This is a genomic window from Winogradskyella marincola (genome assembly GCF_029624125.1).
Lineage (GTDB): Bacteria > Bacteroidota > Bacteroidia > Flavobacteriales > Flavobacteriaceae > Winogradskyella > Winogradskyella marincola.
In genome coordinates this window covers 131,818-148,431 of the sequence record NZ_JARSBN010000001.1, presented here as the reverse complement: position 1 = coordinate 148,431, position 16,614 = coordinate 131,818, and the positions used below count along the sequence as shown (strand labels likewise).

The 16,614-nt window shown below is 32.5% G+C and carries 12 protein-coding genes; 7 read left to right on the top strand and 5 right to left on the bottom strand.

The genetic code is table 11. The features are described from left to right. Positions 1-125 precede the first annotated feature (125 nt). From P7122_RS00720 to P7122_RS00690, 7 genes are all read left to right on the top strand, one after another. A complete protein-coding gene (locus P7122_RS00720) occupies positions 126-2,312 on the top strand; it encodes a tetratricopeptide repeat protein (RefSeq protein ID WP_278003870.1) in 2,187 nt (728 codons plus the stop codon). Continuing rightward, positions 2,312-3,049: a LytR/AlgR family response regulator transcription factor gene (locus P7122_RS00715; RefSeq protein WP_278003869.1), complete on the top strand. Its 738-nt coding sequence runs from the start codon at positions 2,312-2,314 to the stop codon at positions 3,047-3,049. The genes P7122_RS00720 and P7122_RS00715 overlap by 1 nt, the downstream gene beginning before the upstream one ends. Positions 3,050-3,278: 229 nt before the next feature. Next, entirely contained in the window at positions 3,279-3,869 is a 591-nt protein-coding gene (locus P7122_RS00710; protein ID WP_278003868.1) for a hypothetical protein, read from the top strand. A 40-nt stretch (positions 3,870-3,909) separates the two neighbouring features. Then, positions 3,910-5,466 (top strand): leucine-rich repeat domain-containing protein, encoded by a 1,557-nt coding sequence (locus P7122_RS00705; protein ID WP_278003867.1) that lies wholly within the window; start codon positions 3,910-3,912, stop codon positions 5,464-5,466. Positions 5,467-5,746: 280 nt separating this feature from the next. After that, a complete protein-coding gene (locus tag P7122_RS00700; protein ID WP_278003866.1) occupies positions 5,747-7,309 on the top strand; it encodes a MutS-related protein in 1,563 nt (520 codons plus the stop codon). A gap of 62 nt (positions 7,310-7,371) precedes the next feature. Next, positions 7,372-8,700 carry a gliding motility protein GldB-related protein gene (locus tag P7122_RS00695; protein WP_278003865.1) on the top strand — a complete coding sequence of 443 codons (1,329 nt, stop codon included), beginning with the start codon at positions 7,372-7,374 and terminating at the stop codon, positions 8,698-8,700. A 12-nt stretch (positions 8,701-8,712) separates the two neighbouring features. Next, complete coding sequence (locus P7122_RS00690; protein ID WP_278003864.1) at positions 8,713-9,468, top strand: hypothetical protein; 756 nt, start codon at positions 8,713-8,715, stop codon at positions 9,466-9,468. A 27-nt stretch (positions 9,469-9,495) separates the two neighbouring features. Here the strand turns inward: P7122_RS00690 and P7122_RS00685 are convergent, their stop codons facing one another. The 5 genes from P7122_RS00685 to P7122_RS00665 form a co-directional block, all read right to left on the bottom strand. Further along, positions 9,496-9,822: a hypothetical protein gene (locus tag P7122_RS00685; RefSeq protein WP_278003863.1), complete on the bottom strand. Its 327-nt coding sequence runs from the start codon at positions 9,820-9,822 to the stop codon at positions 9,496-9,498. Between the two features lie 198 nt (positions 9,823-10,020). Continuing rightward, entirely contained in the window at positions 10,021-10,392 is a 372-nt protein-coding gene (locus P7122_RS00680) for a VOC family protein (RefSeq protein WP_278003862.1), read from the bottom strand. Positions 10,393-10,409: 17 nt separating this feature from the next. Next, on the bottom strand, positions 10,410-11,207 hold the full coding sequence (locus P7122_RS00675) for a hypothetical protein (RefSeq protein WP_278003861.1): 798 nt from the start codon (positions 11,205-11,207) through the stop codon (positions 10,410-10,412). Positions 11,208-11,219: 12 nt separating this feature from the next. Continuing rightward, positions 11,220-14,042 carry a M16 family metallopeptidase gene (locus P7122_RS00670; RefSeq protein ID WP_278003860.1) on the bottom strand — a complete coding sequence of 941 codons (2,823 nt, stop codon included), beginning with the start codon at positions 14,040-14,042 and terminating at the stop codon, positions 11,220-11,222. 22 nt (positions 14,043-14,064) lie between these two features. Then, entirely contained in the window at positions 14,065-16,545 is a 2,481-nt protein-coding gene (locus P7122_RS00665) for a M14 family metallopeptidase (protein WP_278003859.1), read from the bottom strand. Between the last annotated feature and the right edge of the window lie 69 nt (positions 16,546-16,614).

The following is a 16,614-nucleotide window of genomic DNA, read 5'->3' as shown; positions in this document are numbered from 1 at the left end:
GAATTTAGCTTAAGACGTTTCGAATATTTATTCTCGAACTTAAGTTTTATGCAATATCATTAAATTGATTATTTATGCGTATTATTAAATAGTCAATTAGCATATAACCTCAAGTTACCACCTTTATGAAAAGGAAATTCGTCTTTACCTTACTTTACTGTTTATTATTGCCATTGATTGGGTTTTCGCAAAATTCAGAGGTAGACAGTCTAAAAACAGAACTACAGAATCATAAAAGTAGAGACACTACAAGAGTTAATTTGTTATATGATTTGGCATTTTCTCTATATAATAAGGATGTTGACTTAACTAATCAATATATAGATGAAGGGGAATCCATTTCAGAAGAATTAGATTACACTAAGGGTAAAGCTAATATATTGTCTTTAAAAGGAATTTTAGAAAGTAGAAAGTCTAATTACAAAGTAGGCCTTAGTTATTTTAAAGAATCATTAAAATTATTCGAGTCTATAAATGATAAGAGAGGTATAGCATCTTCTTATAATTCAATAGGTGTAAATCACCTGTTGAGATCTAATAACAACGAAGCGTTAAACTACTTAGAAATGGCACTAAAGCTTTATCAAGAATTAGGTGATAAAGAACAATTGGTTGCAGGTTATCTCAATATTGGTAATATTTATGCAAAAACTGGTGCATACCCTAAAGCCATTTCATACTATAAAAAAACATTAAAACTAAGCAAAGAAATAAATCACGAATATGGTACACCATACGCACTCAATGGTTTAGGGCATATTTATAGTGACCAAGGTAACTATCATCAAGCATTAGAGTATTACCATCAAGCTTATATTTATAAAGAAAAGTTGGGTGATACTTTGGGTATGTCTAACGCACTAAATAGCCTTGGAAATAATTATAGAAGCATTGATAAACTTGATAAGTCATTAGAGTATCATAAAAAATCTATTCATTTTGCAGAACTAATAGAATACAAAGATCTTATTGCTGTTAATAAAGGCAACATAGGTCATATCTATAAAGAGAAAAAAGCTTATAACAAAGCATTAGAATACATTAACGAATCTCTGGAGTTAAGTAGAGAGATTAATGACCTTGGACAAATTACCAATTGTTTGTACAGTATTGGCGAAATTAATTTGCTGCTCAAAGAACCCAAAAAAGCTAGGGAGAGTTTTGAAAAATCAATTGAAATAAGCTTAGAAAACAACAACCGATATTCATTGGCTGTTAATTACTTAGGAATTGCAGAATCTTATTACGATGAAGATGAGTTTCAAAAAGCGCTATCTTATACATTGAAAGGAAAAAAAATTGCTGATGAATTGAATCTTCTTGAAGGTAAAAACAAGGTTTCAGAATTACTTTCTACTATTTATGAAAATTTAGGTAATTACAAAAAAGCATTGCAGGAACACAAAAAGTTCAAGACGTTAAGTGATAGCCTATTTAGTAAAGATAATATTAAGAAGTTATCCGAATTAGAATACGAATATAAATACAAACAAGCTCTAGATTCAGCTAACATTAGAGAATTAAAGTTGACAAAAACAGTATTGACCACCTCTCAAGATTTAGCAAAATCTAAACGTAATCTGTTTTTGGGTGTTATAGCGTTTTTAGTTAGTGCTATTATATTAGGCGGAATCATTTTCTCATTAAAATTGAGACATCAAAAAGCAAAAACCCAAAATATTGCTATAGAACAGAAACTGTTACGTTCTCAGATGACACCTCATTTCATTTTTAATTCACTATCTGTTTTGCAAGGAATGATACTGAATAAGGAAAACAAAAAATCGGTGTTTTATTTGTCTAAATTTTCAAAATTATTGCGAATTACATTAGAGAATTCAAGAGATAAATTAGTGCCTCTAAAACAAGAGTTAGAAGCAGTAAATAATTACTTAGAACTACAAAATCTTGAGGATAATCAATCTTATAACTATACAATTTTGGTAGATAAAACTATTGATGAAGAATTGTTTAAAATACCACCAATGCTCATTCAGCCGTTTATTGAAAATGCTATTGAACATGCCTTTGAAGACAGAAAAGAAAATAGAAAAATTGATATTCAATTAAAATATATAAAGGAAGAATTAATTTGTACCATAGAAGACAACGGAATTGGTATAGAAGCACAGAATAGTCATAAAAGGAAAGATAAAAAGTCTTTGGCAACAACCATAACTTCAGAACGGTTAAAAATGCTATCTAAAGATTTTAATATCAACGGTTCCGTGAAAATTGAAGATAGAAAACACTATAACGAACAAGGTACCATTGTAACTTTGGTAATTCCTTATAAAAAAGACATAGCCTAATGCAATCAATTATAGTAGAAGATAAAGCTTATATAAGAAAAGGGTTGCTTAACCTGTTAGAGTTAATAGAAACAGATGTGCGTGTAGTAGGCGAGTGTGAGTCTGTAAAAGAAGCTGTTATTGTTGCCAATGCTTGTAAGCCAGAACTTATTTTCTTGGATATTAACCTAACTGATGGTGATGCCTTTGAGTTTTTAGAACAAACAAAACACCTTGAATTCAAAGTGATTTTTATAACGGCTTACGAAGAATTTGCTTTAAAAGCACTGAAAATGGGAGCTGTGGATTACCTATTAAAACCTGTTGATGTTGAAGAGTTAAAAATTGCATTAGATAAGGTAAAGCAACTTACAGTCACTGAACAAAAGCAAAAGATAAGTGTAGCTAAAAACGTGTGGCAAAATCAAGGTGATAAGCTGATACTTTCGCTTCAAGATAGTTTTCAGGTTGTAGATTTAAATGAGTTGATGTACTGTGAATCTGATAAAGGCTATACCACATTTTACTGTAATGATGGTAAAAAACATTTGGTCTCAAAAACGTTGAAAGAGTTTGAAGAACGACTTACCAATGCCAATTTTACAAGACCACATCAATCATTTATGGTCAACCTAAAATTCATTGATAAATATGACAAATCTGGAGTTATTCATTTGAAGAATGGAAAAAAAATCCCAGTGTCTTCCCGAAAAAAAGAACAGTTTGTAACTGCTTTTTTAAATAGAAATTCAAATTAAATCATAGACATTTATTTAGTGATAATGTCACTTCGAGGCTGTCTGTCGACAGACAGGTGTCCCGACATAAACGTCGGGATGTATCGAGAACTTTTTGTTAGGTAAAATTCTCATTTTTACGAATATTCTCTAAAACATCACGCTTATTGATTCATAGATATTAGAAATAATTTCGGTATTTCTTTCTTCACTATTGAAGCATACATTTATTCTATTAAATCTAAATAGAATGAAAAACAAGACCCCAAAAATCAACAGTCTAGGCTTATTTTTTGTCCTTATTGTTATAATGAAACTTATGACTTCTTGTGGAGGCTCAACAAGTAATCAACCAGCTACAAAAGTTGGCTTTACAGAGATAGAAAACGAGCTCGTTAGCAAGTTTGGTAAGAATGCTTACTATACAGACCTTTCCATAACATATAATCAATCTATAGGAAATATAGTAGGTGTTACCGTTACTGAAGCCCCAGAATCTTTAAAAATGGGACAATGGAATCTTACTCAAGACACTTGGCAACAAAATTCAGATATCACTATTGAAGTTCCTACTGGAACTAAAGCCTCAGATTATATGTTTCAACTAGGAGAAATCCTAAACTTATCTACACTAGGTGGTTTGGTTGAGAAATCCGTAGAAAAACTAAAGATGGAAAAGAAGCTTGAAAATCCAACTTTAAGTACAGCAAGTGTTTTTTTTCCAGACAATGGAGATGTCTCTAAAGCAGAATACTTTGTTAATCTTCAACCAGAAAACGGAGGGACAACCTTTAGATTTCGATATAGCTTAAATGGAAACTTAATTTCAATGAATTATTAAAAACAAATCAAATTTACCATAACCTTAAACCAATTTTATTATGAAAAAACAAGTACTTTTTTTAATCACTTTATTTATGGTTGCGATGTGTTATTCGCAAACGTTTACTGCTACAGATAGCTATGGTAATAATTTGCAATTTACTGTTACCTCTGCTACAACCGTTTCATTAACAACAGGTAGTACAATAAATAATATTAATGTTGATATTCCAGATACTGTTACAAATGGTGGTACAACATACAACGTTACCAGTCTTGGCAGTAACGCCCTTAGTAGTTCGCCTATAACTAATGTAAGTATACCAAATACAGTAACAAGTATTGAGCAAGGAGCCTTTAACAATACTAATTTAACCTCAGTAGTTTTACCTAGTAACTTACAAACTATTGGTGATTATGCCTTTGGAAATAACCAATTAACAGGGCTTACAATACCTAGTAGTGTTACCAGTCTTGGTAGTGGTGCATTTAGAGGTAATAATGGTTTAACCTCTGTTACAGTGTTAGCAACCGTACCACCTACCATTACAACTGCAAACAATCAAAATGACACTTTTTATGATACCCAAACTCAAGACCGTGGAGATATAGATCTAATAATCCCAGCAGGCACAACAGGAGCTTATGTTACGGATGCTGGTGCTCTCTGGACAGGTTTTAATACGGTTACTGAAAATTTAAATGTAGGTGATACTTATGTTTATGACTATATTACTTATCAGGTAATTTCGGTGGCGAATAGTACTGTTAAGGCAGTAGACTATAATCTTTCTGGAGGTACTGATGTAAATATTCCTGCTACAATACCTAATGGGATGATAACATATACTGTTACTGAAATAGGAAATAATGCTTTTGCTTCCAATAATATAAATGATCCTAATAATTTAACGAGTGTAACTTTACCAAATACAATTACCTACATCGGAGTAAGTGCATTCTCTATCAATAATATAACAACGCTTACAATTCCCGATAGTGTTATTAACATTGACGATGGTGCCTTTTCTAATAGTCAAAACTTGACGAATCTTGTGTTAGGGAATAATCTTACTACTATTGGAGACTATTCTTTTCGTTTTTGTCCTCTAAATGACATAACTATACCTGCGAGTGTTACCGATATAGGAGTCATTGCTTTTGGCGGAATGGGTGGTACAAATGCGATTACAGATGTTTATTGCCAAGGTACAGTACCACCAACAATCACTACAAGTGGTTCAGTCAACTCAGATACTTTTAATCAGACTCGCAGTACTATTCACTTACACATTCCAGCAGGCACAATGGGAGCTTATGTTACTGATCCTGGAGCTTTATGGACAGGATTTAATCCGGTTACTGAAGACGCTTTGAGTATAGATGAATTTGAATTGTCAAATACAGTAAAAGTTATTACTTCAACTGATGCTCTAGAAATCATTTCAGATTATAGTTTACAACTTCAAGATTATACGATGTATTCAATTTCAGGAATGGAAATAGAGAGAGGTAAAGAAAGTACTATACCTACAATCGGTTTTGCTAGTGGTATTTATATCCTAAGAATCAATTTTGATAGAGGGACAGTGGTTAAAAAATTTATTATCAAATAATTGAAATTTATATTAAAACATAAGCTAGAATTGTTTCTAATAGTATTTTATTCAATTCTAGCTTTTTTGATTTTTGTTATTACTTAAAAATAAAGGATTTAGAATAAAAATCTATCTTAAATTAGTAAAATGCTGAAATTCAATTCTAAATTTAGAAAGTGTCTTGTAACATTTAATAGATAGATTGCACATATATTTTATGGTAAAAGACATTTTGTATCAAATTAAATTTTCGTTTTCAAAACTAAAATTTAATAGTAAAAAAGAAACAACTAATAAATTGAAAGCATCATTCGGAAAGCTAAAGGATGATGCTTTTGACTTTGATTACATTCAAAAATATTTCAGGAATAAGGACCATTCAGAAGATTTTCAGGTTTTATCAGATAAAACCTGTAATGATTTAGACTTTGAGGACTTGTTCATTTTACTAGATCGCACGCATTCCAAAGTAGGTCAGCAATATCTTTATAATCAACTTCGTACAATAGTAGTAAATGAAAATAAAGCTAGTTTAAACGAAACGCTGATTAAAAAAATTACTGAGGATTCTGATTTTAGATTATCAGTTCAAAAAAGGCTTGATAAATTAAATCGGAAAGAAGCTTATTATGTAAGTACACTTTTTCAAGAAGAACATTTACATCCTCCAAAATGGTTTTTCGTTATAAAATTATTGTCATTTACAAGTTTGATATCGTTGGTGTTAGCCTTTTTTAATCCCATGTTTTTCATGGTGTTATTGGCTGTGTTTTGCGTTAATTTTATACTTCATTATTGGAATAAAAAGAATATTGTTGAGTATGTGGGTTCTATTCCAGAACTTTTAAAACTCAATAGTGTAGCCTCTCATTTGTATGTTAATGACCAGTTTAAAAAGCTAAGTACAGATTTGCCAAAGTCTATGGCAATTATCAATGAGGTTAAAAGTAGGATGCGCTTTTTTCAGTTAGAAGCCAAACTTCAAGGTGAATTGGAAATCATTCTATGGTTTGTGTTTGAGATTGTTAAAACAATGTTTTTATTAGAACCACTTTTGTTATTTGGTGTTCTCAAAAGATTAAACACTAAAAGAAATCACATACATGATGTCTTTCAATTTGTAGGTCATATAGATATGTTGATTTCTATAGCTTCGTTAAGAGAAGGATTAAATACTTATTGTTTACCTAACATCAATGCAGAAAACCAAATAATAGCAAAAGAAATGAGTCATCCTTTGGTTTTTAATTGTGTAACTAATGATGTTCATCTGTCTGAAAAATCTGTATTGTTAACAGGCTCTAATATGTCTGGCAAAACAACGTTTATAAGAGCATTAGGACTTAATATTATTACAGGATTAACGATTAATACCTGTTTTGCAAAAGCAATGACATTTCCATTGCTTAAAATATTTTCGGCAATTAGAATTAGTGATGATTTGCTTAATGACAAGAGCTATTATTTTGAGGAAGTTTTGACGATTAAAGAGTTATTGAGCATAAGTCAAGATGGAAACAATTTATTTTTATTAGACGAAATTTTTAAAGGAACGAATACTGTAGAGCGTATTGCAGCAGGTAAGTCTGTACTATCAGCTTTAGCAAGAAACGGTAATAAGGTATTGGTGTCAACGCACGATATTGAGTTGACAGATATGCTTTTAAATCAATATGAATTATATCATTTTAGCGAAACTGTTAATGAAAATACGGTTGGATTTGATTACAAGTTAAAAGAAGGTAAACTAAAAAATAGAAATGCTATTAAAATTCTAGAGATAAATGATTACCCGAAAGAAGTTATAGAGGAAGCTATGGAAATTTCTAAGGAAATGGATAAGATCTACACTACAAATTAACGATCCCAAAATAAGGCCTAATAACTATTTTGAATAAAGTTTAATGATTTAAAGACAATTTAATGAGACAATTAATTATTGTTCTAGCAGTAAGTTTAATGCTGTTATCAGCTTGCAAAAATATTTCAGATGAAAAGCAACAACTAAACAATGTCATCACAACAGACATTACTAACTTCTGGAATGCTTACGACCAAATCATCAAAACCCAAGATTCTGTGTTGCAGTATAAGTACTTAGATAGTTTATACTTTAAAAAAGGAACTGTTGGCTTAGAAGGTATAAGGCAAGTAAGGAATTATACAGCAAAAGATTACATTGATGCCATAAATAGCTATCCCAAATTTTGGAATTCAATTAGAAAAAATACAGTAGAGGCAACTAATATTGGGACACAATTACAAGATGGTATCGAAAAACTGAAAACCATCTATCCTCAATTGCAACCTGCAAAAATCTATTTTTGTATTGGGGCATTTCGTACACCAGGTACAATAATAGATAGTTTGGTGCTTATTGGCTCTGAATTAGCTATGGCAGATACTAATACCATAACAAGTGAATTTCCTGAAAGCCTAGCACATTTAAAAACCTATTTTTCTACAAATCCTTTTAAAAATTTAGTGTTTTTAAATGTTCACGAGTTTGTACATACACAACAAAGGCAGAGCGTGTATAACTTATTGTCTTCAGCTATTTATGAAGGTGTCGCAGAGTTTGTAACAGTAAAAGCTCTCAATCAACCATCACCTAATCCACAAATAGAATTCGGAAAAAAGAATGCTAAACGAATTAGAGAAGTCTTTGAAGCCGAAATGTTTTACGTCGCAAATTTTGGCAAATGGTTAAATAGTAATGATACAAACGAGTTTGGTATGCGAGATTTAGGCTACTATGTTGGCTATCAAATTTGTGAAAATTATTATAAGCAAGCTGATGATAAACAAGCAGCTATCAAAACTATGATTGAATTGGATTACGAAAACGAATCAGAAATAGAGGAGTTTATCAAAAAATCTGATTATTTCTCAATGCCCTTAGAAGAGCTAGAACAAAATTTTGAAAGTAAACGACCAACAGTAATAGGTATTGAACAATTTGAGAATAAGAGTCAAAATGTTAATCCTAAAATAAAAGCCATTACCATAAGATTTTCTGAGGCTTTAGATGGTTATCGTACGAGTGTAGATTTGGGAGAATTAGGACGCGATGCATTTCCCAAAGGAACTTTAAATGGTAGAAAATGGGAAAAAGACAATAGGTCTTGGACAATTCCTGTTGAGTTAGAACCCAACAAAACCTATCAAATATTTATAACTAATAACTTTAGGACACCAGACAATAGGCCTTTAAAGCCATATTTAATAGAGTTTAAAACGAGAAATAGATAAAATCACTTCTATATGAAAAAAGTATTACCAATTTTATACGTAATCATAATTAGCTGTAGCAATATGAATAAAACTTCTAAGGCAGAAAGCAATGAAGTTAATACAACTTGGAACCAACAAAACAGAGAACAGTATTTAAGCAACAGAAACGATTCAACAACTTGGGATAATGAGATGTTTAATAGCGATAAACAACTCATTGGTATTGGAGAACTTGGCCCTTTTGAGATTGGTGTTTTTCCTGTGCCTAAATATGAACTTTTAGGAGAAGGAAGTTTTAAAGGTTTAGGTAATAAAAATGAGGATTTTAAAGTAGGAGAGAAAACTATTGTGATGAATAGTTTCTTTGTCGCAAAAAACGAAATAAACCAAGAAAGGTTAGATGATAAGGCTGATAAGGTATTTTTTCATCTTTTAGTACTTACAGATACATTAGATACCGAAAATTATAATTTAAATAAAAGTATAGCCATATCTCGCAATCATCCAGACTATGTTGGGCAAGGCTTTGTTAAGACAAAAAGCAATACTATAGATTACTTTGCTTTTGATACAGCAGAAGGTGAATCTTATGCTATTATAAATACAAGATTATTCAATCTCAATTTTGGAAAAACAATACTTATTGCACCAAAAAATGATGGCACGCTTAGGTCATTGCAAATAGAGAGTCCTCAGCTAACTTCAGAGGCAATTATTGCATACACTGATTCACTCATAAAAGAAAAGCAGATTGTACGTTTTTTTGAAACAAAAAATACTTTTTAATTAAAAAAGAAGAGTAGTATAAAATGGTTATTTGCTAGGTAAACTATTCACAAAAGCAAAACTCTGCTCAAAGTATTCTACCATCAAAGGTGTGTTTTCCCAAAGCGACTCTGGTACTAAAACATAATCTTTCATTTTTGCTCCATAAGAATAATAGTGACCAGTATTAAAGGTTTCCATAAACTTTGCCGCTTCTTCTTTTGGCAACCGAATGCCAATTTCGCCAGCTTTATTCAATAAAGTAAACATATAACCATTAGATGAAGTGTAAATCATCTTTTTGCCTTTGCGCTCAAAACCATTGCAGGCTTCTACAATATCATCGTAAATTTTTAATGCGTCGTCCCAGTTCATTTTTTAATTTTTATTGAATTCGTCACTTCGAGGGATTCCGAGATTATCGAGATCAAAATATATTTTAATTGAAGATACCTAAACATAGTTAAAGAATTGTATCGAGAAGCATTTAGTTAAGTTGTTCTCGATACAATTTTTTTACCTAATTGAAAAATCACTCAAACTGATGTCTGAAACTATATTGAACATACAATGTTAAATATGCTGATCTATCAAAATAGCATTACCATCAGGATCTAAAACCACTAAACTCGCAGGTCCTGTTGTAGATTCATCAGCTTCAGAAGTTAAAGCAATATTGTTAGATTTTAGATGTTTTTGAATGTCTCTAACATCACTATATGTTTCTAAAGTGTTAGCATCTTGGTCCCAACCAGGATTAAAGGTGAGTATATTGTTTTCAAACATACCTTGAAACAAACCAATTAAGGTAGATTCATTTTTCATGATGAGGTAATTTTTATCTAAATCACCAGCAAAAACCTTAAATCCTAGGGTTTCGTAAAATGCTTTTGAAGCTTTAATGTCCTTTACAGCAAGACTAACTGAAAATGCTCCGAGTTTCATAATATTTTAATTAAAAATTAATCTTTAACAATAAATAGATCGAATCCATAACCATGATGCATTATGGGTTCTTGATAAACAGGTACATGTAATTCTTTGAATTCAAAATCTGGATCATAAGGTTTGGCCTCATGTATTGGATCACCTGACTCATTAGACTTATTTTTAGGGTTATCGGTAATCCAACCCATGGAAACTTCATGACCTGTAGCCAAATGTCCAATAACGAGCTCTAAATCTTTTGTTTTATAAACTCGTATGGAATTCAAAAAATAAGCAGAAAGGTCTCCTGTAAATGTATCACTTTCCTCATCATTCTTATTAGAAGGTAATTTTACATTAAAATCCTGTTTCTTGTACTTAAAAGTATCTTTTTTGTTTAATGAGTCGTGCTGTATTTCTAATCGTTCACATTTTTTTTGATAATCGCAAAATGAAAGATATTCTGCTGTAAAATGGTCTAAGTTCGGATATAATGACTCAATTTGAAATAAACCTTTAGCATATGACGTTTTTAAGAGTTGTATATATGAGTCTCCCTTAATTTCTGAATCGTCAATTTCAGTTTTAGATATGAGATCCTGTGACTTATTATAAATTGAAATATAAGTTTTAATCTCCCACTTTATTTTTAAGGTGTTTCTCTCTTTATCTTTTTTACTGATATCTTCTGCTCGGTATATATGCGTTTCAATAAAAACAATATTGTCATTATTGATTCCGACAGGAAATAACTTATGCTGTTTGGCAAATAAACAAGCAAAGGCACTAAGTGATTGAAACAAAAAAACAACGAGAATTAAACCTGTTTTCATTATTCTAATGTCTTAATTTAACAACACAGGCTTCCCAAAACCTAGAGCTTCCAACTTATCTAATTGTGTTTCTGCATCACCAACGATGAGGTAGATCATTTGGTTAGGCTTAATGTATTTTTCAACCAATAGCTTAACATCTTCAATTGTTAACGATTTTACCAGCTCTTCCTGTTGTTTTGCGTAGTTGTCGTTATAACCATAATTACTAATATTGGTAAGCATGTTGAGCTTAGCACCTAAAGTTTCAAATGCTCTTGCAGTACTTTTTATAGTGAAACCTTTAGTGACTTCCAGATCTTCTTCGTTGTAATTAACTCCATAATTTTCAAGAATTTCTTTAACCAAAGCAGCAGACTCATAAGTTACATTACTGCGCACACCACTACTTATTACAAATTCGCCCTTATTTGCAGAGCCATCAAAACGAGAACGGATGCCATAAGTGTAGCCTTTGCTTTCTCTTAATTCTTGCGTTAGCTGAGAGGCAAAACTACCTCCTCCTAAACGGTAATTCATTACTGATGCAGGATAATAATCTTTGTGTGTAGCTTTTAAGGCAGGATATCCAAATCTAATAACAGATTGTTTTGCACCTGGTACATCATAAAAATACACAGTTGATTTTTCAGGATATAAAGGCATTGCTAATTCAGGAATTGCAACATCTTTTGGCTCCCAAGTGCTGTCAATTTTGCTTAAAGCCTTAACAACATTAGCTTCTGAAATAGCTCCTACAACATGAATCTTGGTAAGCTTTGGCGTAAGGTTGGTGTTGTAATAATTTTCTAAATCTGAAATAGAGATGCTTTTTACAGAGCTCTCTGTTCCGCTGCTATTATAAGCTAAAATATTATCCTCACCATATAGTAATTTTGCAAATTGACTGTACGCAATACTATTTGGAATAGCTTGTTGTCTTTGAATATTGCTAATGGTACTTTGTTTTAATAACTCAAATTCGGTCTCGTCCCAACGTGGTTCTAGTAAAATTTCGGTTACTAAGTCCATCGTTGCATCAAAGTGTTTAGACAAGGTATATCCTGCAATTACAATATTTTCTGATGTGGCATAAGCATATATATTGGCTCCAAGACTTTCAATAGCATTTTCTAACGCTTCAGGTGTTTTGTTCTTAGTACCTTTAGTTATAAGGCTGGCCATAAGGTTAGAAACTCCTGTTTTGTTAATGTCTTCAAGCATTAATCCACCTTCAATCTGAATTTCAAATTCTACCAGAGGCACTTCATTGTTTTCAATACCAAAAACTTTAATTCCAGACGTTAGTTCTTTCTTCCAAACGGTTGGAATATTTAACTCAGGACTTTCGCCATAAGGAGGCTCAACACTTCTGTCGAAACTACTTGGTGTTTTTTCGTAAGTAGCAGCGATACTAGCATCAAAGGTTTCTTCTGCGCCTTCGATAATTTTTTCTTCAACAACATTTGCTAATTGCGAATTGTCTAATATCAGGTTTTTTTGTCCTTTTGGAACAAAACTGGTAGCGATGTAGTTTTTGTCTTTAATGTAGGTGTTGTAAACTCGCATAACATCCTCTTTAGTTACGGCAAGAATGTTTTTAACATCTTGGTTAATAAAGCCTGGATCACCAGCAAAAATTTCATATTGTGCTAACTGAAATCCTTTGCCAAGAACACTTGATAGACCTTGGTAGAATTCGGTTTCTTGACCAGCTTTAATACGATTTAAGTCTGCGTCTGAGATACCATTTAATTCAAAATCTTTAAAACCTTCTTGCATAGCTTTGGCAACAGAATTAAGATCTACTTGATCGAAGGCTGTCACATTCAGCATTATCTGACCAGCAATTTCAGAATTGTATTGGTAAAAGGATACATCGTCTGTAAGCTTTTGGTCGTCAATAAGTACTTTGTTTAATGGAGCTTTTTTTCCATTAGAAAGGTAGTCTGTTAAAACACTTAATGCATACGAATCTTTATCGTACTCAGGTACTCCAGGCCAAGTTAAGGTTAGGCTAGGAAGGCGCGCAAAATTATCTTCATAATATAAGCGTTTAGAGTTTTTGAGGTTTATAGGTTGCTTTTCCATTTTAGGAATGTCTTCGCCTCGTGGAATTTCATCAAAATATTTTTTAACCCATGCTTTGGTCTGTTCTACATCAATATCACCAGCGATAGTTAAAGTTGTATTGTTTGGTGTGTACCAACGTCTGTAAAACTCTTTAACATCTGCCAAAGTAGCATTTTGTAAGTCTTCTAAAGAACCAATAACTTCCCAACTGTAAGGATGACCTTCAGGATAAAGGTTGCTGTTAATTACAGAAAAAGTATGACCATATGGCCTGTTGTCTACACTTTGGCGCTTTTCGTTTTTAACCACTTGCTTTTCTTTGGCTAAAACAGGATCGGTAACAGTGTTGATGAAGAAACCGAGTTTATCGGCTTCTGCCCAAATCATTTTTTCTAAAGCATCTTTTGGTACCGTTTGAAAATAATTGGTGCGATCTCTATTGGTAGAGCCATTAGCACCAGAACCACCTATTCTGGCACTCATTTGGTCTAAGCCACCTTTGCCTAAATTTTCGGATTCTAAAAATAAAAGGTGCTCAAATAAATGCGCAAAACCAGTTCTGTTTTCTTTTTCTCTGGCAGAACCAACATGCGCTGTTAAAGCAACAGCAGCAACAGGATCTGATCGATCTACATGCAGTATAACTTGTAAACCATTATCTAAAGTGAATTTTTCAAAATCGACTTTAAACTCTGGTGTGGTTTCTTTGGTTTCGTTTTGTTTGCAGCCATAAAAAGCTACTAAAACGAATAAACTTAGAAGTAAGGATTTAATTGGTTTCATAATGTATTTTGATTGATTTGTTTTAAAGTTCGTAAGCATTATTATTCACAAAGAAAACGGAGTTCACTAAGAATAATTTTCCGTTTTCCCAGAAACTTCTAAATAGAGTGTTGTCTACAAAATAGATAAAGCTACCGTTACCTTTAGGTTCTTCTCCAAAGACTAGTGTGTTTTCTAAATTAGCTAATGCATCTTTACCAGCAAAACCAGAATAAACTTTAGTATTGTTAAGGTGTGCCACATTATAACCACTATCTAAAAGACTGTAAGCAGAGCTTCCTAATTTTAGTGTAAAATATTCTTTGGTATACCCAAAAGCCATTGGGTGTGTGTTGTCTACTTTGGTTTTAAAAATTGCTCCTGTAATAAGGCTGTTGGTGTACTCGCGTTCGCGCTCAGCGTAAGGAGTTAGATTGTCGTCACTAACGAGATTATCAGAAGGCTTATATTTTAAGCTAAAACCATCTTTACCAGCAAAACTTCTAAGTGCACCATCAATGGCAATAACTTTTCCGCCAGCTTGTACCCAATCATTAATTTTCTTCATATTATTCTCATTAAGTACACTGCCATAATAACCGTTTGGAATAATAAGAACATTGTATTTGTTGAGGTTGGTTCTGCCTAAATCGTCTATGTTTATAGATGTTAAAGGGTAGTGTAATTGCTGTTCAAAGAAATGCCAAATTTCGCCATAACTTAAAGATGATGTACCTTTTCCAGATAGTACAGCGACTTTTTGTTTGTTTACAAGTTTAATGTCTGGCGAACCAATATCTGGTGTGGTTTCAGAAAATCCTGAATTGATTTGATATAGTTCTTGCTTATGTTTTTGTTTAATTTGATTTAGTGTTTCAAGAAAATCATTAATGTGCTTGTTGTCTCCCTTAGTTATAATTAAAGAACCTCGATCAAAACTTTCACCATTAGAAGAGAATGGTTTTTCAGTAAATCTAACTTTAAAATTATGCTTCAGTAAATCTGCTAAAAATTGAGCGTCTTTTAACGAATTCCATTTGCTTACGTAGCCATAAGCTTTAGAAAGCACAGTTGGCATTTTACCTTCGTAAGTTTTAGAACTACTGATTTTAGATGTGCTGGCAATGGCATCTAAACCGAATGCATATGGTACAGACCAAGCTGTAATATCATAAGTTAATGAGTCATTTAGTTTGGCGTTAGGCTCAAACAACACCTTAACCATTTTTCCTTTTGGTTGATTGGTGTGGATTACGAGAGAATTATTATCAACAGACATATTACCTTGTTTGCCTGTTGTATAATTATATCCAGAAACTTTTCCGCTGTTAGCGTTTTCAAATTTAATCTCGTGCTTATTTAATAAGTTTTTCAGACTATTTAATTTGTCCACGTTACCATTAAGCACATAGCTTTTATATTTTAAATCGCTATTATCAAAAAATTTAGCGAACTCGGTATTTATTTGTTTTGCATTTTTTGAAGCAATTTCAACCGTTGATAGTCCTGTAACAGTATGATGCGTTAAACGCTCTACTAGAGTAAGCTTATGACCTTCGTCATTTAAAATTCCTAAACCAGACATGCCATGACCGCCTTGTTCGTAGGTCATGCCAATAGCTCCCATATATGTTGGATAGGTATCTCCGTAACTTGGGTAGAACAAATCAAAACGTTCTCTGGTGAAGAATAACCAACCTTCTGCATCAAAATATTTAGCATGATTTTGACCAATTTGCGTCTGAAAATCGCGTTGCCAATCGCTAATAATCTCATGAAAAGGCTCTGCTGCTGGTGCAAAATAATAAGGTTCATTAGGGCCTTGCTCATGAAAATCGACATGAATATGAGGCATCCATTTGTTGTAAACCTTTAAGCGTTGTTGTGTTTCAACTTGTGTTGCCCAAGCCCAATCTCTGTTAAGGTCAAATAAATAATGGTTTGGTCGTCCGCCTGGCCAAGGTTCTTTGTGTTCGCTGGCTTGCTGATCTATATCGTATGGTGTGCTGGCAGTTTCGTTATACCAATTAACATACCTGTCTCTACCATCTGGATTAATATCTGGATCTAAAATAACTACAGTGTTTTCTAATAAATCTTTTCGTTCTGTGAGCAGTTTATATAATGTTAGCATAGCAGCTTCAGAGCTCGACGCTTCGTTACCATGTACATTATAGCTTAACCAAACAATGGCAACATCAGTATTAGTTGCTTCGCCTTCTAAAAGTCCTGTGTTCTTTAGATTGTTTTCGCGTATGGTTTCAAGATTTTTTATATTTTCTTCAGAAGAAATGTAAGCCAATACAAGATCTCTACGCTCGTTTGTGGTGCCATATTGATCTAATTTTACGTTGCTTGGTGCGGCTTTGGCAACAGATTGAAAATAGTCTACAACTTGATGATGTCTGCTAAATTGCGTGCCAATATCGTAGCCTAAAAACGTACTTGGAGATTGAATTTTTTGTGCCGTTATTAAGTTTAAACTACTCATTACGACCAACATTGCTAAAAGGAATTTTCGCATTAAATATGATGTTTTTTGTTTGATAGCTAGTAAAGATAGTTAGTGGAGTTGAATTAACTAAAAATTAGC

Excerpts from the sequence above, each read along its gene's own strand:
- P7122_RS00720 (WP_278003870.1), top strand. The coding sequence starts at position 126 with ATGAAAAGGAAATTCGTCTTTACCTTACTTTACTGTTTATTATTGCCA.
- P7122_RS00715 (WP_278003869.1), top strand. The coding sequence starts at position 2,312 with ATGCAATCAATTATAGTAGAAGATAAAGCTTATATAAGAAAAGGGTTG.
- P7122_RS00710 (WP_278003868.1), top strand. The coding sequence starts at position 3,279 with ATGAAAAACAAGACCCCAAAAATCAACAGTCTAGGCTTATTTTTTGTC.
- P7122_RS00705 (WP_278003867.1), top strand. The coding sequence starts at position 3,910 with ATGAAAAAACAAGTACTTTTTTTAATCACTTTATTTATGGTTGCGATG.
- P7122_RS00695 (WP_278003865.1), top strand. The coding sequence starts at position 7,372 with ATGAGACAATTAATTATTGTTCTAGCAGTAAGTTTAATGCTGTTATCA.
- P7122_RS00690 (WP_278003864.1), top strand. The coding sequence starts at position 8,713 with ATGAAAAAAGTATTACCAATTTTATACGTAATCATAATTAGCTGTAGC.
- P7122_RS00685 (WP_278003863.1), bottom strand. The coding sequence starts at position 9,822 with ATGAACTGGGACGACGCATTAAAAATTTACGATGATATTGTAGAAGCC.
- P7122_RS00680 (WP_278003862.1), bottom strand. The coding sequence starts at position 10,392 with ATGAAACTCGGAGCATTTTCAGTTAGTCTTGCTGTAAAGGACATTAAA.
- P7122_RS00675 (WP_278003861.1), bottom strand. The coding sequence starts at position 11,207 with ATGAAAACAGGTTTAATTCTCGTTGTTTTTTTGTTTCAATCACTTAGT.
- P7122_RS00670 (WP_278003860.1), bottom strand. The coding sequence starts at position 14,042 with ATGAAACCAATTAAATCCTTACTTCTAAGTTTATTCGTTTTAGTAGCT.
- P7122_RS00665 (WP_278003859.1), bottom strand. The coding sequence starts at position 16,545 with ATGCGAAAATTCCTTTTAGCAATGTTGGTCGTAATGAGTAGTTTAAAC.